A 22370-nucleotide genomic window follows, 5' to 3' on the forward strand; every position below is an offset into this window, starting at 1 on the left:
AGGAGAGGGTAGTGGAGCATTCGCTCCACTAAAAAAAGCTAGCCGCGTTGCTCTATTGGCAAGTAACTGCGCGGTTCGCTGCCGGTATAGTCGGCGCTCGGTCGAATAATGCGGTTATTGGCGCGTTGCTCCATGATGTGAGCGGCCCAGCCACTCACCCGCGAACAAACAAAAATTGGGGTGAACAGTGGAGTAGGGATGTTCATGAAATGATAGGCGCTGGCATGGAAGAAATCGGCGTTACAAAACAACTCTTTTTCTCGCCACATTACTGCTTCTACTCGCTCTGATACTGCGTAGAGGTGCTGGTCGCCGTTAGCGTCGCTTAGCTTTTTAGACCAAGCCTTAATTAAGGCATTACGTGGGTCGCTGGTGCGATAAATAGCATGGCCAAAGCCCATAATTTTATCTTTGCGCGCTAGCATTCCCATTATTTCGTTTTCAGCTTGCTCTGGGCTGGTCCAGTTTTCAATCATCGCCATAGCAGCTTCGTTGGCGCCGCCATGCAAAGGGCCACGCAGTGCGCCAATGGCACCAGAAACGGCGGAATGAATATCTGATAGGGTGGAAGCAATGACTCGGCCGGTAAAGGTCGAAGCATTAAACTCATGCTCGGCATAGAGAATCAATGAACATTGCATGACTTGTTCATGAAGTGGATCGGCAGGTTTATCATGCAATAATTCGAGGAAGTGACCGGCAACAGATTTAGCTGAACTTTGGGTTGAAATGCGCACACCGTCATGACTAAAGCGATACCAATAACAAATAATGCCCGGCAAGGTCGCAAGCAGGCGATCGGTATGCTGTTGCTGCTCGGCAAAGTTGGCTTCGGTTTCTAGGTTTCCTAGCATCGAAACACCAGTGCGCATCACGTCCATTGGGTGAGCATTCGCGGGGATCAGCTCTAATACTGCTTTTAGTGCATCGGGCAGTTCACGCAGGTTATGCAGCGTATCGTGATAGGCCGCCAGTTGCTCGCGATTGGGTAATTCACCATTGCATAGTAGGTAGGCTACTTCTTCAAAGGTAGCTTGGTCGGCGAGTTCGCTAATATCGTAGCCGCAGTAGGTTAGGCCTGAGCCACTTTGACCTACGGTGCATAATTTGGTTTCGCCTGCGCTTTGGCCTCGTAAGCCTGCGCCTCCTAAAGCTTTCTGTACCATAATGTTCTCCTTCATTCCTTGGTGTTAACAAGCGTGGCATCTGCTGTGCCGCATTGTTTGGCTTGTTAAATGGTGGGCTTAGCGGCTGAATCTTTGTTTAGCTGGCTAAGCCCTTTCACGTAGTGGTGTGTATACCAATCGGGATAGATATCTGTTCATCTATCCCGATTGGTATTATTCTTGTTTAAATAGCTGGTCGAGTTTTTGTTCGTAGTCGTGATAGCCCAAGTAGTCGTAGAGCTCAGCTCGGGTTTGCATGCTATCTACCACATCTCGCTGGTGGCCGTTACTGCGTAAGCTGCGATAAACATTTACAGCGGCTTGATTCATGGCACGAAAGGCTGATAGCGGATACAGCACCATGTCTACACCAACGCCCGCTAACTCTTCGCCGCTAAACAATGGGGTTTGGCCAAACTCAGTAATGTTGGCCAAAATTGGCACTTTTACCGCGTCGGCGAATTGTTGGTATTGCTCAAGCGTGAGCATAGCTTCAGGGAAAATCATGTCGGCGCCGGCTTCAACATATTGGCAAGCGCGCTCGATAGCGCCGCCCATTCCCTCTATTTGCAGGGCATCGGTGCGAGCCATAACGACAAAATCTGGATCTACCCGAGCATCAACAGCGGCTTTAATGCGGTCTACCATTTCTTGGCTAGAGACAATGGCTTTGTTGGGGCGGTGGCCACAACGTTTTTGTGCCACTTGGTCTTCCATATGCACGGCGGCAGCATCGGAGCGGATCATTTCTTTTACGGTACGGGCAATGTTAAATGCGCCACCAAAACCCACATCTATATCTACCAGTAGAGGTAAGTCGCAAGCTGCGGTAATCCGGCGAACATCTTCTAGTACATCGTTCATGGTGGTGATGCCCAAGTCAGGCAAACCATAAGACGCATTGGCGATGCCTCCGCCAGAAAGGTAAATAGCTTGGTGGCCTTCGCGTTGGGCCATCATGGCGCAGTAGGGATTAATAGTGCCTACAATCTGTAGCGGGTTCTGTTCGGCTACCGCTTGGCGAAAACGCGCTCCTGGTGAGAGTTTTGAGCTGTTCATTCGTTCACTCCTTGAATGTAAGTTGCTGAAGTTTGAGCTTCTAAGCTTTGGTCGGTCAGATTAGTTTGGTGTTGTTGTTCTATGGCTTTGCGGGCGCGCGCTATATGGCGACGCATTAACATTTCGGCCAGTTCGCCGTCGCGATCAGCCAGTGCCTGCCAAATGGCCCAATGTTCTTTTAAGGCTCGCTCTGGACGAGAAACTTGTTTAGCCGCTTGGTAGCGATACATGCGCAACAAGTGGTAAAGCTCATCACACAGCAGGTTCACTAGGCGTTGGTTAGCGCTGCCCTTAATAATGAGGTAGTGAAAATCGAAGTCACCTTGCTGTTCAAAGTAGGCTTTGCCTTGGTGTTGCTGTAGGTAGCTTTGGTGGTGTTCTAGTAGCTTTTTTAATTCATCAAGCTGAATTGTCGACAATTGCTCGGCGGCTAAGCGACAAGCCATGCCCTCTAAGGCTTCACGCACTGAGTAAATGTCTAACAGTTGTTGTTGGTTAAGCTGTACTACGCGAGCGCCAACGTGAGGTACTCTTTCAACTAAGCCCATGCCTTGTAGTTTAAGTATTGCTTCACGAAGAGGGCCGCGACTCACCCCGTAATGACGGGCTAATTCTGGCTCGGAGATCTTTTCGCCCTGAGCAATTTGGCCGCTCACTATGGCTTCAATTAAGGTATCACTGAGGTTTTGTGATAACAGGTTTTGATTTTCGCTGAGCGATTTAGCGGGACTACGTTGTGACATATTAAGGTTACATTCAGGTTGTTTGAATGTTGCTCAGTGTAGATCGATTGTTGCGGGCCGATCAAATAATTGTCGACAATATGTGCTTATACTTTAGTTTAAGTAGCAAAGTTTGCGTTTAAAGAAGGCATTTTGTCGACAATGGATGAGTGGTTCTAGTTATTGTCGACAATGTAGTTATAGCTGGCGGTGATTCAGGTTTGTTGTAATAGCGCAGAGATTGGCTTGGGTACGTTCACCTGCCAGTTTTCCAAGGTTGTTAGGCATTCTTCTACCGTGGCCACTTGAACAAATTTGCAATTGTGTTCAGTTACTTGAGCGTGAGCTTGCTGTTTTAAATACTCCAAAATTCCAGAATCTGGAGCTAAGTAAATACAGTGGCACAACTGGTTTTGTAAACACCAGCCAATTTGCTTTTGCATCACAGGGATACTTTCTGGGGTGAGAAACTGCCAATCGCGGATATCAAAAATGGCTGCCCAAGGTTGTTGTTCTAGCTGACCCACCGTGTGTTTTATATCTTTGCGATATTCATTGGTGGTGGTGACGTTCCAACTATCGTAAAGCTGAGCCAACAGGAAATCTTGGTGAAAGTGTAATTCATAATAACCATGGCTTGCTGGATGCATTCAAACCTCAGATCTACTCATTGAAACGGGATGTCAGGTTCACTTAGTGTGTATTGCCTAAACTGTCGTTTATTAAACGCGTAATTGAGGCTAACTGCAAATACTAGTGTGTCAGCGTTTGAAGTGAATAAGTCATTAGTATATTTGCCTAAAATAATCAGATATTTAGAGCTAATACGCTAGGGCTACCAACGCTTACAAAAAAGCCTCAATTTAGTTACGTTGCTTGCTTGTTATTTAAGCAGGCTCACGTTATGTTATGTATTCAATCAATTACTGCTTAAGTCGAGGGAACCATGAAACATTGTTTATGTTCAGCATACCGTTTAACCCGACTTGTGCCCGCAGCCTCGCTTGCCATGCGAAATAATAAACATGGCAGCCGAACCAAAGGGCCAGCAGCAAACTAAGATTGAGACCCATTCAATTTTATCCGAGCTGCGAAGTGTCGCAGTAAGGAAATAGCTAGACCATTCTCTCTATACTGCATCACTTCGCTCTCTATCAAGGAGAACGAGACATGATGTCACTTAAAATTCGCTTATTAACTTTTACCGTAGAATTATTACTGCGTTATCAACAGCATCTTGAAACCCAGCAATGGCTTAAACAACAACGCCAACAAAGCTGGCGAGTAGAGGGTATAAATGCCCACATCGCTAAAGATATTGGTGCCGATCCCGATGGTCGATTTAGAGCCAAACTTAAGCAAGCGGAACCCGCTACAGTAGCTAAAGAGGTGAAGCAGCAAACTAGCCACAAAGCTTGGCGCACACGACAGCAACCGGTGAAAATAAAAACGTAAACCAAGCGCCCTACGGGGCGCTTTTTAGTTGAATTCGACGGCGATGTTTATACATAAAACACCTGTGTTGTAATGAAGCTAAAAGTGTTCGGTTAGCTTGTTCAAGCTAGCATTGATTTTTTGCAGGCTTCGCGCTTTCCGTAAAAATGTTGAGAGGATGTAGCGCAAGAGTTGGAGCATGAGCTCAGCTACAGTACACTAGCCGCAGACCGCATTAGTAGGAAACAAATATGAGCGTTGAGCAAGACACTACCCACTTTGGTTATAAAACAGTAAACCGCGAGGAAAAGGTTGGCTTAGTGGCCGATGTTTTTCATTCGGTAGCGGCTAAATATGACGTAATGAACGATCTTATGTCGGGTGGGGTTCATCGCTTGTGGAAACGATTCACCATTGATTGCAGTGGCGTGCGCCCTGGCCAAAAGGTGTTGGATTTAGCCGGTGGTACTGGTGACTTAACCGCTAAGTTTTCTCGTATTGTGGGAAATACTGGCGAAGTGGTATTGGCCGACATTAACGACTCAATGCTTAAAATGGGTCGCAGTAAACTGCGTGACAAAGGCATTGTAGGCAATGTGCGTTATGTTCAAGCCAATGCTGAAGCGCTGCCCTTTCCTGATAATACCTTCGATGTGATAACCATTAGTTTTGGCTTACGCAACGTAACCGATAAAGATGCCGCTCTGCGTTCTATGTATCGCGTGCTTAAGCCGGGTGGTCGTTTGCTGGTCTTGGAGTTTTCTAAGCCAGAGATAGAGGCCGTAAGCAAAGTGTACGATGCTTACTCATTTCACTTATTGCCTAAAATGGGTCAACTGATCGCCAATGATGCTGAGAGCTATCAATATTTGGCTGAATCTATTCGTATGCATCCAGATCAAGAAACTTTAAAAGGCATGATGCAACAAGCTGGTTTTGAAGGCGTTGATTACTACAATTTAACTGGTGGTGTGGTCGCTCTGCATCGCGGTTACAAGTTTTAAGAGGCCGCTATGCCCTTTTCCTCATTGATCTCCGCTGGTGTAGAAGCGCTGAGTAATCAAGTATTAGCCTTAGATGACACCAGCCAAGCTCGCCGCAGCCAACTGGCTGGTAAAGTGTTGGCTATTAAAATCCAACCTCTGCCGTGTTTTTACTTTGTGATTAGCGAGCAACAGTTAGATGTGCTGAATCAGTTTGAAGGCCAAGCAGATTGCAGTTTGAATTTGTCTTTGTTCACCTTAGCTGAGCTTAAACAGGCAGATAAAATTCCTAGTTTAATTAAGCAAGACAAGTTGCAGCTAGAAGGCGATATTAAACTTGCTCAGCAGTTTGCCGATTTGTTCTTGCAGCTAGATCCAGATTTTGAAGAAAAATTATCCCTACGAGTGGGTGATGTTGCAGCTTACCAAATAGTCTCTAAAGGCCGTATGGTCGCCGAAGCTTTAAAAAGTCTATTTAGCAAAACCCCTGAAAAATTTACCGAATTGGCTAGCGAAGAGTGGAAGTTGCTAGTGGGGCAATTGGAATACCAAACTTGGCAGCAGCAAGTACAGACACTTGCCAAAGACCTAGACAACTTGGCCGTGAGAATACAGGAATTGAGTGAATGACCCCCAAAGAGTTCGCTCGTTTTAGACAAATCAATCGTACTTTATGTCGGTATGGGATCGACCAGTTGTTACCCAAACGTTTTTGGCCGTGGCCGCTACGTTTTTTACGCAGCCTAGTATTTTGGTGGCGTAACCAGCATAAAAATAGCGCTCCTGGCGCGCGTATTCGAATGGCGATGGAAGAACTCGGGCCAGTATTTATTAAATTTGGCCAAATGATGTCTACCCGCCGCGATTTGTTACCGCCAGACATTGCCGACGAACTCGCTTTACTGCAAGACCAAGTGTCGCCGTTTTCTGGTGAATTAGCGAAACAACAAATCGAGTTGGCCTTAGAACAGCCAATTGAAAACCTGTTTGATGATTTTGATATGCAGCCCTTGGCGTCTGCGTCTATCGCCCAGGTGCATACCGCTCGCTTAAAAGAAAATGGCCAAGAGGTGGTGCTTAAAGTTATTCGCCCTGGCATTGAGCGCACTATTTTGTCTGATATCGCGCTAATGCAGCGCGTTGCAGGGTTTTTTGCGCTGTTTTTCGCTGACGGTCGCCGCTTGCGCCCTAAAGAAGTGGTTGAAGAATATCGCAAAACTATTGTTGATGAATTAGACCTCGCTCGCGAAGCATCGAATGCAATTCAACTGCGCCGTAACTTTACTGACGCAAAAGAGCTGTATGTTCCTGAAGTGTATAGTGAGCATTGTCGTAAAACCTTGTTGGTGATGGAGCGTATTTACGGTATTCCGGTGGCCAATATCGACGAGTTAGAAGCGCAAAATACCAACATGAAATTGTTGGCAGAACGTGGCGTAGAAGTGTTTTTTACTCAGGTATTTCGCGACAGTTTCTTTCATGCAGATATGCACCCGGGTAATATTTTTGTCTCGCGTGAGCACCCAGAAGATCCGCAATACATAGGTATTGATTGCGGCATTGTAGGAACGCTAAACAAAGAAGACCAACGCTATTTAGCGGAAAACTTTTTGGCCTTTTTTAATCGTGACTACCACAAAGTGGCGCAACTGCATGTAGATAGCGGTTGGGTGCCTTCAGATACCAAGGTAGAAGAGTTTGAAGCAGCGATTCGCACGGTGTGCGAGCCAATATTTGCTAAGCCTTTATCAGAAATATCTTTTGGCCATGTATTGTTAAACCTGTTTAATACTGCGCGACGTTTTAACATGGAAGTGCAGCCGCAATTAGTATTGTTACAAAAAACCTTGCTGTATATAGAAGGTTTAGGACGACAGCTCTACCCAGAGTTAGATTTGTGGGCCACAGCGAAACCATTTTTAGAGCGCTGGATGCGCAAACAAGTGGGGCCAGAAGCAGTGTTTACTGCGTTTAAAGAAAAGGCACCCTATTGGTTAGAAACGCTGCCGCATTTGCCAGAGTTGGTTTATGATAACCTGCAATTGGCCAAGCAACAGCAGCTTAAGTTTCAACAGTTTACTGCACAGTATTTGCAGCAACAAAAGCAACGTCAGCGTAGCTTAATTTTGGCTTTGGTATCCGCTTCTAGTTTAATTTCGGCAGCGGTCATTTACTCAAGCCTACCCATGGTTGCTGCAGCCTTAGCGGTATGTAGTGGTTTAACTGGGTTAATTAGCTGGCGACAACTAAAATAGAACTATGGCCATTGTGGCCAAACAAGAATGTAAAAGGAAAAACAGATGGGTGGAATTAGTATTTGGCAACTGTTGATCGTAGCGGTCATTGTGGTGTTGTTATTTGGCACCAAAAAACTACGTAACATGGGTGGCGATTTAGGCTCAGCGGTGAAAGGCTTTAAAAATGCCATGAACGACGATGATGCCAAGTCTGCAGAAAAATCTACGCCAGAACAGCTCGCTCAAAACAAAGAGCAAACTGAAGAAACCACTAAAAGCAAAGACCAGCAGCAAGGTTAAGCATGTTTGATATTGGCTTTTGGGAGTTAATTTTAATCTCGATTATGGGCTTGGTTATTCTTGGCCCAGAGCGTTTGCCGGGTGCTATTCGTAGTGTATTGGCAGTGGTTAATAAAGTGAAGCAGTCGGTATCGTCTGTGACTACCGAGCTAAAGCAAGAGCTTGAGCTGGATGAGCTGCATCAGAACTTGAAAAAAGCCGAGCAACAAGGCTTAGAATCACTGAATGGTGATTTGAGTGAGTCTTTTGAAACCTTAAAGGCACGCGCCGAGTCTGTCACTCGCCCATATCAAAAGACCACATCCGATAAGCCTGATGTTGAAAAGGCTGATCCGGCAAATAGTCAGCATCAAGCCGACACCGTGGAGATGCCTGCGGATTCACAACCTGAAGCCAACCAAGAAGATAAAAAATAAGCTATGAGTGATGCCCCTGCGCAACCCCTAATTGAGCATTTAGTTGAGTTACGCAATCGTTTGCTGCGTGGCGTATTGGCCTGTTTAATTGTATTTCTTGGCCTGGTCTATTTTGCTAACGATATTTATTCGCTAGTGGCCGATCCCTTGTTAGCGGTGTTGCCCGATAACGCCAGTATGATTGCTACCGACGTAGCCGCGCCGTTTTTCACGCCTATTAAGCTCACTTTAGTGGCGTCGGCGTTTATAGCGATGCCTTATTTATTGGCGCAAGCTTGGGGCTTTATCGCGCCGGGTTTGTATCAACACGAGCGTAAGCTACTCATTCCTTTGGTATTTGGCTCTGGTTTATTGTTTTATGCCGGAGTGGCTTTCGCCTACTTTGTGGTATTCCCGCTGGCTTTTGCGTTTTTTACCGCAGTAGCGCCAGAAGGCGTAACCATTGCCACCGATATTTCTAATTACCTCGATTTTGTACTGAAGCTGTTTTTTGCCTTTGGTTTAGCCTTTGAAATCCCCATTGCCACTATGCTGCTGTGTTGGTCGGGTGCTACTACTCCTGAAAAGCTGCGTAGCAAGCGTCCTTATGTGATTGTAGGGGCCTTTGTGGTGGGTATGTTGTTAACCCCGCCAGATGTGATTTCTCAAACCTTATTAGCCTTGCCAATGTGGCTGCTGTTTGAAGTCGGTTTATTCTTTGCGCGTTTTTATGTACGCAAGAATGATGATGAAGAAGCGCAAGCCTAAGCCTTATGTTTGATATCGCGCTTAATCTTACCAGTTCGCAGTTTGATAAAGACCGCACCGAGGTGGTTGAGCGTGCCCAACAATCGGGCATTAATGGCATGTTATTGCTTGCCTCTGACATGCAAGAAAGCCAAGCAGTCAGTGAGTTGGCACTGCAATGGCCAAATCTGTGTTACGCCACTGCGGGAGTGCATCCACACGATGCTAAATCGGTAAGTGTAGAACAGCTGGTTGAGTTAAAATCCTTATTGGCGCAATCGCAGGTGGTGGCTGTGGGAGAGTGTGGTCTCGACTTTAACCGTGATTTTTCACCTCGTCCTCAGCAAGAAGCGATATTTGAAGCACAGCTCGCCTTAGCGGCAGAGTTACACATGCCGGTGGTAATGCATGAGCGAGACGCCCATCAGCGCTTTATCGATATCCTTGCTCCTTGGCGCGATAAGCTGCCTGGTGCAGTGTTGCATTGCTTTACTAGCGACAAAGCGGCGCTTAAAGCTTGCCTTGATTTAGATATTTATATCGGCATCACCGGTTGGGTGTGCGACGAACGTCGTGGTCAAGACTTACAGCAACGCGTCACTGAAATTCCCGACAATCGTTTATTGCTAGAAACCGACGCGCCTTACCTGCTGCCACGAGATCTTAAACCCAAACCTAAAAGCCGCCGTAACGAGCCTTGTTATTTAGGGCATATTTACCAGCGGGTAGCCGATTTACGCCAGCAAGATGTGTTTGAGCTACAACAACAAGTGCAGCAAAACGCCAAACAATTATTCCAACTGTAATCACCTTGTCACTTTTTTGATGTTTCCTTGAGTTTTGTCTTATTGTTCACACCTTGGGTGTAGTTCTTGCTTGGCTATATGCTTAAAAGGTTCCTATGCTTGAAAGATAAGTCTGGAAATAAACCCGAATAGGCTTCAAAACGGCTTTAATAAGCCGCCTCAAGGACGAGATTCTACTTTGATTAAATTAGTGTTATTTCTTCAACGATACGGTTTTGCCATTGGCTGTTTGCTGGTGTTTAACCCTGTTAGCGTGGCGGCGATTGTAAACAACAACCATCTTTATCAGAAAACCCAAGTTATTACTCAACAGCTGGTGGCGATTCGTGAACAGCAAAAGCTTCCAGCACTCAGTACCGAACCGCAAATTTTTGCCGATAAGCTGGCTATCCATTTGGTATTTAAGAGCCAGCAGCTAAGTGAGTTTGCTGTCAAGCTGCAAAGCAAGCATGGCGTGCCTGTTAGTGCTAATAAAAACGTGGTTTATCGTGTCATTCGGCCACGTAGCGTTATGCCTTATCTGGAGTTGCTAGAGCAACAACTTGATGCTGTGGCGACTAAAGTAGCGGCGACTAAGCCCGCAGACGTAGAACGTCCCTTAGGGAAATCAGTGAATGATGTTTACCAGCAATTGGTGATTATTGAGGCCTTATTTGTTGATTTAGTTGATCGAGAAGGGAGCACCGCGTTAGCCAAGAACCTTTCGATCATTAAGGGCGATTTACAACAGATAAGCCAGTTAAAAGGCTTACCACTGAACTTCGCATCGCTAAACAATTTTCAAAACCGCGAGTTAACGGACGCTAATATAGTGGCTTTTCAGTGTTTGTATTTATTAGAACGTTTATTCCGCCAATTGGCGATAGAACCGAGCAAGCCAGGACGTTTACCTACTGGGGAATCTAGCCTCTACCAAGTGGTGGATAGCACCGTTAATTTACGTGCCGAGTTACATCGAGCTAAAACCATCTTACAAATTGAACAAGACAGTCCTGCAGAACCAATGGCTGACCTTAGCAATGCGAATTTGTTATACGCACATTTGGTACAACTACGTAGTGGTTTGTTACAGATGGTAGGAGCGCCAGCCTTATGATGGACAAATTGAGCCTTAGCCAGAAAATCGCCCTTATTCCTATTGGTATTGTAGTGCTGCTCGGCATTATGCTGTGGAGCAGCATGTTAGCGCTAAAAAATGTTGAGCAACAAACCGTTGAGTTTTCGCAAAAAGTTGAGCCACGAGCCCGTTTAGCGGGTGAGTTGTCGGTAAATGCTTTACAGCGTTTAGTGGTGCAATCACGCTTTAGCCAAAGCGAAGACCCTCAGTTATTACAACGCTACCAACAGTTATCGCAACAGGCGGAGCAACTAGGAGGTAGTCCTCACCTTACAGGTTTTGATAACGCCGAACAGATTACCAGTAACTCCCAGTTGCTAGACCAACATTTTGCCGAAGAATTGGTTCCTTTATTGGCTGAAGTGAGCCGACTTGAAAATACTGTGTTACGCCAGTTAGTGCCACATGCGCTGGCTAATAGTGCTGATATTCATGCCACTTTAGATCCTCTGAACTCTGGCCGTTTACCGGGACTAACCGTTAATTTAGCGAATCATATTCAAGCTGCTGCCATTGCTTTAATGAGCCATTTAAACCGCCAAGATGATCGCAGTAAAGACCAATTCTATTTAGAGCTATTTGGTGCAGAAAATGCCTTGTTAGATTTACAAAAAGGGCTCAACCGTGAGCACCATAAAGCTTGGATTGAACTGGTGGCAAAAGACGTTGCCGAGCTGGCTAACTCGGCCTCTCGGTTATTTGAGTTACTGCAAGAGCGTCAATTGCTAATGGAAGACCTATTAAACCCTGCCGCTGAGCAAGTGGTGCAGGGTGCGAGTGACAGCCAGCAACATCAATGGCAAGTGCTCAGCGATTCTAGCCGAGCCATTAGCCAACAATTGCAACAAACCGCCTGGACTAATATGGCCTTTGGTTTGTCTATTGTGGTGATATCGCTACTCATGGGCTGGATAATAACCCGTTTGATTCGCCAACCTATTGTGACCATGGTTGAAGCGATGCAAGCTATTGCTCAAGGAGATGGTGATTTAACTCAGCGGCTTAAAGTAAAAGGCAAGGATGAGTTAGCGCAGTTAGCCGAAGCCTTTAACCAGTTTATTGCATTACTGCAAACTACCGTAACCACTATCAATACGAACGTGGTGGAGCTTAATTTGGCGGCAGGACAGCTAAATGATTTAGCTCGGCAATCTAAAGACCAAATGGGCCAACAGCAGCAAGTGGTTGGCGAAGTTAGCCACCATATTGGTCAGTTATCGCAAGGTTTTAGCGAAGTGGCTGATCATGTACGCAGTGCCGATACCTCTGCCATTGCGATTGATGAGGCCTCCGAACAAGGCAATCAGCTAACTCAATCAGCCACCTCTGAAATAAAGCAGCTAGTGGGGCAGGTGGATAGCGCGTCTGAAGATATGCGAGAGCTGGCGCAAAATAGTAAAGATGCCAGTAAGATCTTAGAAGTGATTAACGGCATTGCAGAGCAAACCAATTTGCTTGCCTTAAATGCCGCCATTGAATCGGCGCGAGCGGGAGAGCATGGTCGCGGCTTTGCGGTAGTGGCTGATGAGGTAAGGAACTTAGCCAAGCAAACCCGTGGTTCTACCGATCAAATTGAGCAAATGATGGGAGAATTAGTCAAAGGTGCAGAAAAAACCGAAGGGCAAATGCGCCAAGGGCGCAGCCAAGCTAGCGCTAGTTTTGAACTGATGTCGGAAATGCAGCAATCTGTAGCAACGACTCACCAGTTAGTTAGCGATATTACTAACTTGTTGGATGATGTAACGGCTGCTTGTGACGCACAGTTAAATACTTCGGAAACAGTAGTGAATGAGATGCAAGACATTGAATCGGCTGCGCAACGCAGTTTAGAAGGTACTGAGCACACAGCTCAACAGGCTGAAAAAGTGGGTCAATTAAGTGGATTGATACAAGCCAGTATTGCCAATTTTAAGGTGTAATTTCAGCTAAGCGTTAAGCTAACTAATTATCATTTTCATAGCGGTTCTTGGCATAGTGTTTATATTCCTTTCTTGATAATTTTTTAATTTTAAATCAACTCACCCACTTTATTTATTTGTGAAACCGCGTTGAAATCGTTTTCATTCTTTTTTAATAAGCCTTTCATGAATTAATTGTCTAAATAAATCACTCCCCTTTAAATAAATCCTATTAAACATGTATTTTTTGGATAGTTACGCACTTTTAACGTGACGGGTCTTGTTGTCTACGGATTTAATATTAAGTTATTGTTTTTTATATATTTAGTTTTTATCGGTTTCTGCGAGTTGTTCCTTGTATCGCTTCACATTTTAATATTTTAGTCATAATAAGCGAGTAGTTTACCGTGCTATGTTTTTATCGTGATTAAATTCATAGATATATAAATAAGTATAAAACATAAAATAATTATTTATTAAGGAAGTAAAATGCAAGTTGGGAAAGTTATAAAAGTTGTAGCTGGTATCGCTATTACATCTGTTGTAGTAGGTTGTAATAGTGATACTGAGTATGTGTATGTTGATCCGCCAATCGCAGACAGCATCGATTTAGGGCCATACAAGTGTAGCGAAGAAGAGATCGCTGAAGACGCCAACAAAGATTGCCGTTTGTACATTAAAGGTTCTATGAATAGCTGGTCATCGCGCCCAGAAGCACAATTGCATTACCAGGGAGAAGGCGAATACATTGCTTTATTCAGCATGCAGCCTGGTGAGTACTCATTTAAAATCTCTGATCCAAGCTGGAGCGCTGAGCGTGATTTAGCCATTGGTGAAGACGCTGATGCCGAAGTGGTGTTTGATATTCCGATGGAGCTGCAACGCAAGTATGACGACTTTGGTAACCAAAATATGGATATCACAGTTTCCAGCGATGAAGACCAAGTGTATCGCTTTACCTTAGATTCGTCGGCCACGATTAACAACCCCACCTTATTAATTGAAAACATCACCGATACCGACGTAGATAACTTAAGCCAAGCGATGTACTTAGTGGGTACCTTTAACGATTGGACTGCTAATGACAGCAGCGAGTTTAGCTACGCGGGTGCCGGTAACTACCAATTACAGGTAAAATTTGCTGAAGCTGGCACCATCAGCTTTAACCTACATCAAGGTATAGATAAACCCTTGGTTTACGGTTCTTTAGATAACCAACCAATTAGCCTAAGCGAAGGTGAGTCATCATTAACGACTTACCCTGGCGGAAAAATGTCTGCGCAGGTTGAAGCGGGTACTTATGTATTCTCTTTATCAACCTTGGGCGATGGCCAGCAAGCAGTGCCACTAACCTTGTCTAAAATGCGCGCGGTAGTGGGTCATGACACCATCACCGTACCTGATTTAGCCACCAGTGTTACTGCCGATGGCAGTACTTTTGCTCAAAGTTATACGTGGGAAACGGAAGGTGATATTACAGTTGGTTTAGCCAACGACGAGACTCAAACCATTGAGGGTATTCGTCAGTTAGCTACCGCCGATTCTCTAGGTCGTTATCAAGTAAACCTTAGCATTAACAAAGGCCAAGCTAGCGATAGCCAAGACATAGATGTTATCGATCTAGTATCTGCGAACAACATTGTAATGATGATTGGCGATGGTATGGGCTATGGGCAAATTGATATTACCCGTGCTTATCAAGGCGAGTCCTTATTCCTAGAATCTGGCAAGCATCGTGGTGATATTAAAACCGCCAGCGCTGATACTCTAGGTTACGAGAATCTTGCCGAGCTAGGCATGAATTACTATACCGACTCAGCCGCCGCGGCAACCGCTATTTCGACAGGCCGTAAAGCTATCTCTGGCACCATTGCTCAAGCGCGTCCGGGTGATGGTTCTGATTTAGAAACCATTTTGGAATATGCTCAAAAACAGGGTAAATCAGTAGGTATTGTTGCTACGTCGCACTGTGTGCATGCTACACCTGCAGCTTTTGCTTCACACGGTCCGAACCGAAATGACTTTGTTACCTTGTCACAAAGTATGTTTGGCGACGTAAAACCAAACGTTGCCTTATGTGGCAGTAAGCAAGTTGATGACGTAGACGTGATTAGCCAACAGGCTGCGCTAGGTGGTTACACCATCGTTAAAAACAAAACTGACATGATCCCGGCGGTAGCGGCGTTACCTGCAACAGACCCTGATGCAGAAATTTTGTTTGCCGGCATTTTTGGTGAAGACGAAATCCCTTATGTATTACCGCTTGGCGATCAGAAAAGTTACGAAGAGCAAGACATTCCCCAGCTGAATGAAATGACTCAAGTAGCCATAGACATTCTGTCTAAAAACCCTAATGGCTTTGTCTTAATGGTAGAAGGTTCGCAAATTGATTTTGCAGGTCACCTTAACGATGAAGAGCGTTTGATTCATGAAACCATTGCCTTTGATACCACGGTTGAAGAAGTCGCTAACTGGGCTGATTTACGCAGTGACTCAATGGTCATTGTTACTGCCGATCACGAAACGGGTGGTTTGAAGCTTGAGAAAACTAACGGTGTAGGTGTAGTACCAGAAGTCAGTTGGAAGTGGGGAAGCCACACTAACGTTGATGTACCTATCGCTTCTTGGGGCTTAAATTCACATGCCTTTGTTGGCCGTTCGGTAGACAACACTGCGATTTACAATGTAATGCGCGGCGCTTTAGACGCTGAGTAAATAAGCTATTACCTCTGAACTGTGCCTTGGTATAGTTCAGAGGACTTCAGGTGAACTATGTTACGAATATTATGTTTTGTTTTTGCTGGCTTAATTAGCCCAATAGTATTGGCGACTCCAAATCCTTGGTTATCGCTGGTGCCAGAGCTAGAAAGAGATCAGCCAAACCAAAATCCTATTAATCATCAAATTCAACTTGATGAGCGCGCGCCGCAAATAAAGTCTGGCGGTTTAGTGCAAGCCTTAAACGGCCAAGATATGCGTATGCCTGGTTTTGTCGTGCCATTAGAAAGCGATGGTGACAAAATTACTGAGTTCTTTTTAGTACCATTTTTTGGTGCTTGTTTGCACTTACCCCCACCGCCACCCAATCAAATTATTCATGTTCGCCATCCTGCTGGAATCGATATGGTTGAACCTTGGGAAGTGATTTGGATAAGTGGTGAAATGCAAGTAAAAGCCACCGACGTAGAAGGTATTGCCAGCGCTGGGTATGCAATGAGCTTAAACAAAGACATCGAGTTTTACGTGCCTTAACACTGGTTAAAAAGTGCCTGAACAATAACTTAATCATCACTAGTGCTAGGTTCCCTAATTGTGAGAGTATTCAAGCAACTAACAGGGAGCGATAGCACGTGCATATACCCAAGCATTTTAAACAAGACGACTGGACAACTATTTCTCAACTGATCTCCAGTTATCCACTTGCCACTATCACCACTCAAAGTGATGCAGGCCTAGTGGCCGATCATGTGCCCTTACTACTGGCTAAAAATGCTCAAGATGACTGGTGTTTACAAGGTCATATCGCGCGAGCTAATCCCTTAGCTAAGCGTTTGCAGTCATGCTTATCTGCATTAGTGGTGTTTCAGGGGGAAGATGCTTACGTGTCGCCAAACTATTATCCCTCTAAGCAGGCTAACCCCAAGGTAGTGCCAACTTGGAATTATCAAGCAGTGCATATTAATGGCGTTATTAAGGCTAAAAATGATGCCGCCTGGACGCTGGATTTGCTGCAGCGATTGACTCTAGAGAACGAGCAAAACCAAACTAAGCCTTGGCAAGTAAGTGACGCTCCAGACAACTTTATTGCTCAGCTTAATAAAGCCATTATTGGCTTTGAAATAAGCATTGATAAGCTGCAAGCTCAATTTAAACTTAGTCAAAACCACAGTGCAGAAAATCAACTGGGTGTCGCTAAAGGATTGGCTAAGATTAAGCCAAGCATGGCTAAGCAAATAAAAGAACATGCCGAGTTAGTAGCAAAGGGTGATGCAAGCGAATGACTAAAGCGAAGTTAGTCTCATGGAATGACGCCAAAGGTTTTGGTTTTTTAAAACTCAGTGATAAAAGCGCTGAGAAAAATTTGTTTGTACATGCCAGCAGTTTTGATGATCGAAGCATTAACCCCGAGCGCTTAATCGGCCATTGGTTTACGTACCGCTTATCTGCCGATAAACAAGGTAGGCCCTGCGCCAAGCAACTTAAATTGGTGGGCGAAAAACCGGCATTTGTTACTAAGACCAACAAGGCTGGATTTGGCGCGAGTATAAAAGTCGCAGTATTTGCCGGTCTACTAACGGCCTTAGTGATGTTGGCAAACTTGCCATTGGCAATTGCGTTGGCCTATTTAGTGATGAGCTTAGTCTGTTTTGCTTTGTATGCTCTAGATAAAAGCGCTGCTCAAGCGGGTCGTTGGCGAGTGCAAGAAGCCAAGCTACATGTATTTGCCTTACTCGGTGGTTGGCCGGGCGCTATGCTTGCTCAGCAGTACTTACGACATAAAACTCAGAAACAGCAATTTCGTTGGGTTTACTACGCTACCGTTTTGCTTAATTGTGCGGCTTTAGCGTACTTGCTTACGCCGTCGGCTGCGCCAATGCGACAAACGATAAGTGAGTTTGTGTCGAGTTTTGTTTAAATGAATATCACCATCGAGCCTTATTCCACTAGGTTTGCTAAACAAGTCGCCGATGTTTTTACTCAAGCGGTGCATGCCATTGCTAATGAGCATTATAGCGCGGAACAAAAACAAGCATGGGCAGCAACACCCGTAGATTACTCATATTGGCAGCAACGCTTAAAAGCTGAACGCTGCTTTGTAGCCTTGCAAGCTGAAACGGTAGTGGGCTTTATTGAGCTAGAGGGCTGCAATATTGATTGCTGCTATGTTTTGCCAAAATACCAAGCTAAGGGTATTGCTCTACAAATGCTTCAGTATATTGAAGCGATTGCTCGCCAGCAGCAAAGGGAATACTTGTTTGTTGATGCGTCTAAAGTGGCTAGGGGGTTCTTTGTTAAACAAGGCTTTAGCGTGATTAAAACCAACAAGGTACAGCGAGTAGGGCAAACTTTGCTTAACTTTAGTATGCAAAAATCCCTGTAGCCATTCCCACATACTGTAAAGCTAGCGAGATAGTGCTGACAATTATCATAATGAAAGATCCTCGCGCTTGTTTTTAAATAGTTCATGCTAATGGCAACGATGCGAGGGGGAAGCATGAAAATCATTATGGGTATTTTGCTGGTAACGTTAAGCGGCTGTAGTCAGCAGCAGGCTTATAATGCCATGCAAGGAAACCAACGACAGCAGTGTGACAAACACACTAATCATCAAGATTATTTAGGCTGTATGGATCAAGCGGATGTGAGCTTTGAAGACTACCAGCGTCAGCGCGATGAACTGTTGAGCGATGAAGCAAAATAAAAAACCAAGCCTAGGCTTGGTTTTTGGTATTTCAAGGGAGTTTAAAGCGCTTCGCCGTTCACACTAAGCTGTACGTCTATATTACCGCGAGTAGCGTTTGAGTATGGGCAAACCTGATGAGCAACCTTAACCAACTCTACTGCCGCTGCTTGCTCTAGTTCTAGCTCTACTGCCAGCGCGACTGTTAGTGCAAAACCGCCATTGTCATTTGAGCCAATGCCCACAGTAGCAGTGGTTGGGGCAGATTTAATCGCCACTTTACCTTCTTTGGCTACGTGTAAAATAGCATTAGAGAAACACGCGGCATAACCTGCTGCAAATAGTTGCTCTGGGTTAGTGGCTTCGCCGCTGCCGCCCATTTCTTTTGGGTAGCTAAGTGCTAGGTCTAGTTTTTTGTCGTCGGTGCTTACTTGGCCATTACGACCGGCTAGTGCTGTAGCTGAAGTAGTGTATAAGGTTGTCATATCGTGTCCCTTTAATTTAAGTTGTGCGCTATTTAATTGTTTGCAACTTTAGTTGAGGGTGAGATGAAATGCAAGTATATTGTGCACAATTTATTTTATGAAGGTTTTACCATGAGCAAGTTAAGTGAGCAATCTGACCAGGTGGTGAACCTCAGCTTAGACAAGCAACTATGTTTTTCTTTATACAGCGCGTCAAATGCCATGGGCCGTGCCTATCGCCCGTTGTTAGATAAACTCGATCTTACCTACTTGCAGTATATTGTGATGATGGTGCTGTGGGAGCACGACAGTGTCAGTGTGAAAAGCTTGGGGGAAAAAGTGCATTTAGACTCTGGTACCTTGACTCCTTTGCTAAAAAGACTAGAAGCAAAAGGTTTGGTGATTCGCGCAAGAAGTGAACATGATGAGCGAGTACGAGTGATTAGCTTAAGTGAGCAAGGTGTGAGTTTACAGCAACAGGCTGAGAGTGTTCCTCAAGCCATGTTGTGCCAAGCCGATATGCCGTTAGAAGAACTGCAGGCATTAAAACAAGGCTGCGATCGCTTGTTTGCCAAGTTGATGAAATAACTGTCATTAGTCGCTCATTTAGCTTGCGAGTGACAACAAGTTTTATAAAAGGTCTGTAATAACTCGAAATAAGTAATCGGTATAACGATTAGGCTGGTTACACTAATGCCTTACTCAACCATGGACAATGCTCATGCCTCAAGGCGCGGTAAAAGAACTCAAATTATTTAATTTGGCGTGGCCCATTTTGGTTGAGCAGTTAACCAGTGGCTTTGTGGTCATGGTTGATATTTATTTCCTGAGTTTACTAGGGGAAGACGCTGCCGCCACTGCTGGCTTGCTAATGCCCTACTTATGGATTGGCTTCTTTGTTTTGCCGATGCTTTCTACCGGCGGCACTGCCGCTGCATCGCAGTATTATGGGGCTAAGCAGTTCGACAAAGTGATACCGGTATTTATGACCAACGTTTTGTTGCTGGGTTTGGCTGGTATCGCCTTTAGTATTTTTACCTATCTCAACTATAACAATATTGGCGTGTGGCTTAACTTCCCTGCGGCAATGCAGCTGTATGCTGAAGATTACTTGGCCATAATGGCGTTTACTTTTGGTTTCTTTGGTTTGCGCTGTGCTTATGGCTCTATTTTGGCCGCAAAAGCCATGACCAATTGGAATATGTTGGCGTCACTACTGACGAACGTGGTGAATGTTTTTCTAAATGCTACTTTCTTTTTTGGCTGGTTTGGTATCGAACCCATGGGTTTAAAAGGCATCGCCTTAGGCACGGTGTTGTCTTACCTGTTTGCCTGTTTAGTGGTGATGGTGATTGTGCATGTTAAGGCGCAAGTGAGCTTTGAATTTAACCGCGCAATTATTCCACGAATGCGCGCCGTTTTTAAACCCTTAATGAAAATTTCTATTCCCTCTGCCGCAGAGCCCGCCAACTATACTCTGCAGCAAATTGTAGTCGCAGGTATTTTGGCCACACTTGGGGTATTGGCTGTGTCGTCTTATACCTTTGTGCTGCGCTTTTTGTTTATTTCAATGGCAGTGAGTTGGTCGTTAGCAGCGGCAGGGCAAATTATGATGGCGCATCAAATGGGCGCGCGAAAACTGCAACAAGTGGATGCTACATACAATCGTTGTGTAAGCTTGGCGATATTATTCGCCTTTGTGAACATGTGTGTATTTGCCTGGTTTTACCAACCTCTTATTGGTCTTTTTAGTGATGATCCTCAAGTGGCTTTTTATGCCAAATGGTTACTGATTATTTGTATTGTTATGGAGCCATTTAGAGCGATTAATATTGTGGCTGGCATGGGCCTAAAAGCGGTCGGCGATGGGCGCTTTGCGGCGACCGTAGGGGTTGCTTTTATTTGGGGTATTGTGCCGATTATTTACCTGTGTTCTATATCTTGGCAGTTGGGCATTATTGGCGCATGGGCATGTTTTGCCTTAGATGAAGTGGTACGCGGGCTGATCAATCACTGGCGTTGGAAAACTTACCGCTGGCATAACATGGGCATTGTTTAGTGGTGATTACACGCCAAGCTTAGCGATTGTTCACATTCTAGATTGCTTCGCTATTCTATTTGCTGCAAATTAGGCTAATACTTATCAACACTTTAGCGTGATCCTCGGGTTTATTGCGGTTCGCTGCAATAAATGGAATTGCCGCTGGCTTAGTTTGGCGGCAGACAGGGTTGTTTTATTCCTTTAAGTAGCGAGAACAGCAATGAAATTAGAGTCTTTAGCACTTCACCACGGCTATGAATCAGAAGCCACCACCAAAGCTGCGGCAGTGCCGATTTACCAAACCACGTCTTATACCTTTGACGATACTCAGCACGGCGCAGATCTCTTCGATTTGAAGGTACCTGGCAATATTTATACGCGAATTATGAACCCTACCACCGATGTGCTGGAGCAAAGAGTTGCAGCAATGGAAGGTGGCATTGCCGGCTTAGCCTTGGCCTCTGGCATGGCAGCAATTACGTATGCCATTCAATGTATCTGTGAAGTAGGTACGAATATCGTTAGCACCAGCCAAGTGTACGGTGGCACCTATAACCTATTTGCCCATACCTTCCCTAAACAGGGCATTGATGTTCGCATGGTGTCGGCTGATGATTATGCGGGTTTTGAAGCCGCGATTGATGAAAATACTCGCGCCATTTTCTGTGAATCTATCGGTAACCCAGCAGGTAATGTTGTTGACTTGATTAAACTAGCGGAAATTGCCAAAAAGCATGGCGTTCCACTTATGGTAGACAACACTGTTGCTACACCATTTTTGTGCCGCCCTATCGAGCTAGGTGCCGATATTGTTATCCACTCGCTGACTAAATACATTGGTGGCCACGGCACTTCAATTGGCGGCATTATTGTGGACTCAGGTAAGTTTGATTGGGTTGCCAATAAAGAGCGCTTTAAGATTTTGAATGAGCCTGATCCGTCTTACCATGGTGTGGTGTACACCGAAGCGCTTGGCCCTGCCGCATATATTGGGCGTTGTCGGGTGGTGCCGCTGCGTAATACGGGAGCGGCTATTTCCCCTATGAATGCTTTTCAAATTCTCCAAGGTTTAGAAACTCTGGGTTTACGCATGGAGCGCCATTGTGAAAATGCCGAAAGCTTAGCGGCGTACTTAAAGCAACATCCAAAAGTGGAATGGGTAAACTACGCTGCTCTGCCTACTAGCCCTTATAATGAAGTTTGCCAAAAAATCGCTGGTGGTAAAGCCTCTGGCATTTTGAGCTTTGGTATTAAAGGCGGTAAAGAAGCCGGCGGTAGATTTATTGATGCCCTACAAATGATTTTACGTTTGGTGAACATAGGCGACGCCAAGTCATTAGCTTGCCACCCAGCTTCAACGACTCACCGCCAACTAAATGAAGAAGAGCTGGCGAAAGCAGGTGTTAGCTCAGATTTAGTGCGCATTTCGGTGGGTATCGAAAACATCGGCGATATTATTAACGATGTAAGCCAAGCTTTAGAAAAAGCCTAATGTTTACACTTTCGATTAATAAAGCCGACTAATAAGTCGGCTTTATTTTTGCCGGCTCAATTTCCTGCTTGCTCGAACTAATTTGATTTAGGTATTCGATCAGATTGA

24 protein-coding genes are annotated in these 22370 nt (G+C 45.1%); 19 read left to right on the plus strand and 5 right to left on the minus strand.

The features are described from left to right. Positions 1-38: 38 nt before the first annotated feature. From prpC to ACLD71_RS06320, 4 genes are all read right to left on the minus strand, one after another. Positions 39-1166, minus strand: a complete 1128-nt coding sequence (gene prpC / locus ACLD71_RS06305) for a 2-methylcitrate synthase (RefSeq protein WP_411993658.1) — start codon at positions 1164-1166, stop codon at positions 39-41. A 174-nt stretch (positions 1167-1340) separates the two neighbouring features. Continuing rightward, positions 1341-2225: a methylisocitrate lyase gene (gene prpB / locus ACLD71_RS06310; RefSeq protein ID WP_137672561.1), complete on the minus strand. Its 885-nt coding sequence runs from the start codon at positions 2223-2225 to the stop codon at positions 1341-1343. Beyond that, on the minus strand, positions 2222-2968 hold the full coding sequence (locus ACLD71_RS06315; protein ID WP_411993660.1) for a GntR family transcriptional regulator: 747 nt from the start codon (positions 2966-2968) through the stop codon (positions 2222-2224). Before ACLD71_RS06315 ends, prpB begins: the two co-directional genes overlap by 4 nt. A gap of 194 nt (positions 2969-3162) precedes the next feature. Continuing rightward, the gene (locus ACLD71_RS06320) at positions 3163-3597 is read right to left on the minus strand and encodes a hypothetical protein (protein ID WP_303552318.1); all 435 of its coding nucleotides are present in this window, start codon (positions 3595-3597) and stop codon (positions 3163-3165) included. A gap of 520 nt (positions 3598-4117) precedes the next feature. Between ACLD71_RS06320 and ACLD71_RS06325 the strand changes: the two genes are divergently transcribed. The 16 genes from ACLD71_RS06325 (at position 4118) to ACLD71_RS06400 (ending at position 18286) form a co-directional block, all read left to right on the plus strand. Continuing rightward, on the plus strand, positions 4118-4402 hold the full coding sequence (locus ACLD71_RS06325) for a hypothetical protein (protein WP_137672558.1): 285 nt from the start codon (positions 4118-4120) through the stop codon (positions 4400-4402). A gap of 230 nt (positions 4403-4632) precedes the next feature. Then, on the plus strand, positions 4633-5385 hold the full coding sequence (gene ubiE / locus ACLD71_RS06330) for a bifunctional demethylmenaquinone methyltransferase/2-methoxy-6-polyprenyl-1,4-benzoquinol methylase UbiE (protein WP_303516539.1): 753 nt from the start codon (positions 4633-4635) through the stop codon (positions 5383-5385). 9 nt (positions 5386-5394) lie between these two features. Then, complete coding sequence (locus ACLD71_RS06335; protein ID WP_137672556.1) at positions 5395-5994, plus strand: SCP2 domain-containing protein; 600 nt, start codon at positions 5395-5397, stop codon at positions 5992-5994. Continuing rightward, positions 5991-7619, plus strand: a complete 1629-nt coding sequence (gene ubiB / locus ACLD71_RS06340; RefSeq protein ID WP_137672555.1) for a ubiquinone biosynthesis regulatory protein kinase UbiB — start codon at positions 5991-5993, stop codon at positions 7617-7619. Before ACLD71_RS06335 ends, ubiB begins: the two co-directional genes overlap by 4 nt. Positions 7620-7664: 45 nt before the next feature. After that, a complete protein-coding gene (gene tatE, locus ACLD71_RS06345; protein ID WP_137672554.1) occupies positions 7665-7901 on the plus strand; it encodes a twin-arginine translocase subunit TatE in 237 nt (78 codons plus the stop codon). 2 nt (positions 7902-7903) lie between these two features. Continuing rightward, complete coding sequence (tatB, locus tag ACLD71_RS06350; RefSeq protein WP_411993664.1) at positions 7904-8317, plus strand: Sec-independent protein translocase protein TatB; 414 nt, start codon at positions 7904-7906, stop codon at positions 8315-8317. 3 nt (positions 8318-8320) lie between these two features. Then, the gene (tatC, locus tag ACLD71_RS06355) at positions 8321-9064 is read left to right on the plus strand and encodes a twin-arginine translocase subunit TatC (protein ID WP_137672552.1); all 744 of its coding nucleotides are present in this window, start codon (positions 8321-8323) and stop codon (positions 9062-9064) included. 5 nt (positions 9065-9069) lie between these two features. Further along, positions 9070-9849: a TatD family hydrolase gene (locus ACLD71_RS06360; protein ID WP_411993666.1), complete on the plus strand. Its 780-nt coding sequence runs from the start codon at positions 9070-9072 to the stop codon at positions 9847-9849. A gap of 178 nt (positions 9850-10027) precedes the next feature. Beyond that, the gene (locus ACLD71_RS06365) at positions 10028-10945 is read left to right on the plus strand and encodes a hypothetical protein (RefSeq protein ID WP_411993668.1); all 918 of its coding nucleotides are present in this window, start codon (positions 10028-10030) and stop codon (positions 10943-10945) included. Then, entirely contained in the window at positions 10942-12885 is a 1944-nt protein-coding gene (locus ACLD71_RS06370; RefSeq protein WP_411993670.1) for a methyl-accepting chemotaxis protein, read from the plus strand. The genes ACLD71_RS06365 and ACLD71_RS06370 overlap by 4 nt, the downstream gene beginning before the upstream one ends. Before the next feature lie 468 nt (positions 12886-13353). Then, on the plus strand, positions 13354-15579 hold the full coding sequence (locus ACLD71_RS06375) for an alkaline phosphatase (protein ID WP_411993672.1): 2226 nt from the start codon (positions 13354-13356) through the stop codon (positions 15577-15579). Between the two features lie 57 nt (positions 15580-15636). Next, positions 15637-16116 carry a DUF3299 domain-containing protein gene (locus ACLD71_RS06380; RefSeq protein ID WP_411993674.1) on the plus strand — a complete coding sequence of 160 codons (480 nt, stop codon included), beginning with the start codon at positions 15637-15639 and terminating at the stop codon, positions 16114-16116. A 98-nt stretch (positions 16117-16214) separates the two neighbouring features. Further along, complete coding sequence (locus ACLD71_RS06385; protein ID WP_411993675.1) at positions 16215-16865, plus strand: FMN-binding negative transcriptional regulator; 651 nt, start codon at positions 16215-16217, stop codon at positions 16863-16865. Then, on the plus strand, positions 16862-17500 hold the full coding sequence (locus ACLD71_RS06390; protein ID WP_411993677.1) for a DUF1294 domain-containing protein: 639 nt from the start codon (positions 16862-16864) through the stop codon (positions 17498-17500). Before ACLD71_RS06385 ends, ACLD71_RS06390 begins: the two co-directional genes overlap by 4 nt. Further along, positions 17501-17965 carry a GNAT family N-acetyltransferase gene (locus ACLD71_RS06395; protein WP_411993679.1) on the plus strand — a complete coding sequence of 155 codons (465 nt, stop codon included), beginning with the start codon at positions 17501-17503 and terminating at the stop codon, positions 17963-17965. A gap of 114 nt (positions 17966-18079) precedes the next feature. Next, on the plus strand, positions 18080-18286 hold the full coding sequence (locus ACLD71_RS06400; protein WP_411993681.1) for a hypothetical protein: 207 nt from the start codon (positions 18080-18082) through the stop codon (positions 18284-18286). Between the two features lie 41 nt (positions 18287-18327). On the opposite strand, the gene ACLD71_RS06405 is transcribed toward ACLD71_RS06400, so the two are convergent. After that, positions 18328-18750, minus strand: coding sequence for an organic hydroperoxide resistance protein (locus ACLD71_RS06405; RefSeq protein ID WP_411993683.1), 423 nt, complete (start codon positions 18748-18750; stop codon positions 18328-18330). 111 nt (positions 18751-18861) lie between these two features. Between ACLD71_RS06405 and ACLD71_RS06410 the strand changes: the two genes are divergently transcribed. The 3 genes from ACLD71_RS06410 to ACLD71_RS06420 all read left to right on the plus strand — a co-directional run bounded on the left by ACLD71_RS06410 (position 18862) and on the right by ACLD71_RS06420 (position 22262). Next, complete coding sequence (locus tag ACLD71_RS06410) at positions 18862-19317, plus strand: MarR family winged helix-turn-helix transcriptional regulator (protein ID WP_137672541.1); 456 nt, start codon at positions 18862-18864, stop codon at positions 19315-19317. A 133-nt stretch (positions 19318-19450) separates the two neighbouring features. Beyond that, on the plus strand, positions 19451-20788 hold the full coding sequence (locus tag ACLD71_RS06415; RefSeq protein ID WP_161985104.1) for an MATE family efflux transporter: 1338 nt from the start codon (positions 19451-19453) through the stop codon (positions 20786-20788). A gap of 202 nt (positions 20789-20990) precedes the next feature. Continuing rightward, positions 20991-22262: an O-acetylhomoserine aminocarboxypropyltransferase/cysteine synthase family protein gene (locus ACLD71_RS06420; RefSeq protein ID WP_137672539.1), complete on the plus strand. Its 1272-nt coding sequence runs from the start codon at positions 20991-20993 to the stop codon at positions 22260-22262. The last annotated feature ends 108 nt before the right edge of the window (positions 22263-22370 follow it).

The organism is Agarivorans sp. DSG3-1, assembly GCF_046774965.1.
GTDB lineage: Bacteria > Pseudomonadota > Gammaproteobacteria > Enterobacterales > Celerinatantimonadaceae > Agarivorans.

Excerpts from the sequence above, each read along its gene's own strand:
- ubiE (WP_303516539.1), top strand. The coding sequence starts at position 4,633 with ATGAGCGTTGAGCAAGACACTACCCACTTTGGTTATAAAACAGTAAAC.
- ACLD71_RS06320 (WP_303552318.1), bottom strand. The coding sequence starts at position 3,597 with ATGCATCCAGCAAGCCATGGTTATTATGAATTACACTTTCACCAAGAT.
- ACLD71_RS06415 (WP_161985104.1), top strand. The coding sequence starts at position 19,451 with ATGCCTCAAGGCGCGGTAAAAGAACTCAAATTATTTAATTTGGCGTGG.
- tatE (WP_137672554.1), top strand. The coding sequence starts at position 7,665 with ATGGGTGGAATTAGTATTTGGCAACTGTTGATCGTAGCGGTCATTGTG.
- ACLD71_RS06390 (WP_411993677.1), top strand. The coding sequence starts at position 16,862 with ATGACTAAAGCGAAGTTAGTCTCATGGAATGACGCCAAAGGTTTTGGT.
- ACLD71_RS06420 (WP_137672539.1), top strand. The coding sequence starts at position 20,991 with ATGAAATTAGAGTCTTTAGCACTTCACCACGGCTATGAATCAGAAGCC.
- ACLD71_RS06405 (WP_411993683.1), bottom strand. The coding sequence starts at position 18,750 with ATGACAACCTTATACACTACTTCAGCTACAGCACTAGCCGGTCGTAAT.
- prpC (WP_411993658.1), bottom strand. The coding sequence starts at position 1,166 with ATGGTACAGAAAGCTTTAGGAGGCGCAGGCTTACGAGGCCAAAGCGCA.
- ACLD71_RS06325 (WP_137672558.1), top strand. The coding sequence starts at position 4,118 with ATGATGTCACTTAAAATTCGCTTATTAACTTTTACCGTAGAATTATTA.
- ACLD71_RS06395 (WP_411993679.1), top strand. The coding sequence starts at position 17,501 with ATGAATATCACCATCGAGCCTTATTCCACTAGGTTTGCTAAACAAGTC.
- ACLD71_RS06335 (WP_137672556.1), top strand. The coding sequence starts at position 5,395 with ATGCCCTTTTCCTCATTGATCTCCGCTGGTGTAGAAGCGCTGAGTAAT.
- tatC (WP_137672552.1), top strand. The coding sequence starts at position 8,321 with ATGAGTGATGCCCCTGCGCAACCCCTAATTGAGCATTTAGTTGAGTTA.
- ACLD71_RS06360 (WP_411993666.1), top strand. The coding sequence starts at position 9,070 with ATGTTTGATATCGCGCTTAATCTTACCAGTTCGCAGTTTGATAAAGAC.
- ACLD71_RS06370 (WP_411993670.1), top strand. The coding sequence starts at position 10,942 with ATGATGGACAAATTGAGCCTTAGCCAGAAAATCGCCCTTATTCCTATT.
- prpB (WP_137672561.1), bottom strand. The coding sequence starts at position 2,225 with ATGAACAGCTCAAAACTCTCACCAGGAGCGCGTTTTCGCCAAGCGGTA.
- ACLD71_RS06315 (WP_411993660.1), bottom strand. The coding sequence starts at position 2,968 with ATGTCACAACGTAGTCCCGCTAAATCGCTCAGCGAAAATCAAAACCTG.
- tatB (WP_411993664.1), top strand. The coding sequence starts at position 7,904 with ATGTTTGATATTGGCTTTTGGGAGTTAATTTTAATCTCGATTATGGGC.
- ubiB (WP_137672555.1), top strand. The coding sequence starts at position 5,991 with ATGACCCCCAAAGAGTTCGCTCGTTTTAGACAAATCAATCGTACTTTA.
- ACLD71_RS06400 (WP_411993681.1), top strand. The coding sequence starts at position 18,080 with ATGAAAATCATTATGGGTATTTTGCTGGTAACGTTAAGCGGCTGTAGT.
- ACLD71_RS06410 (WP_137672541.1), top strand. The coding sequence starts at position 18,862 with ATGAGCAAGTTAAGTGAGCAATCTGACCAGGTGGTGAACCTCAGCTTA.
- ACLD71_RS06380 (WP_411993674.1), top strand. The coding sequence starts at position 15,637 with ATGTTACGAATATTATGTTTTGTTTTTGCTGGCTTAATTAGCCCAATA.
- ACLD71_RS06375 (WP_411993672.1), top strand. The coding sequence starts at position 13,354 with ATGCAAGTTGGGAAAGTTATAAAAGTTGTAGCTGGTATCGCTATTACA.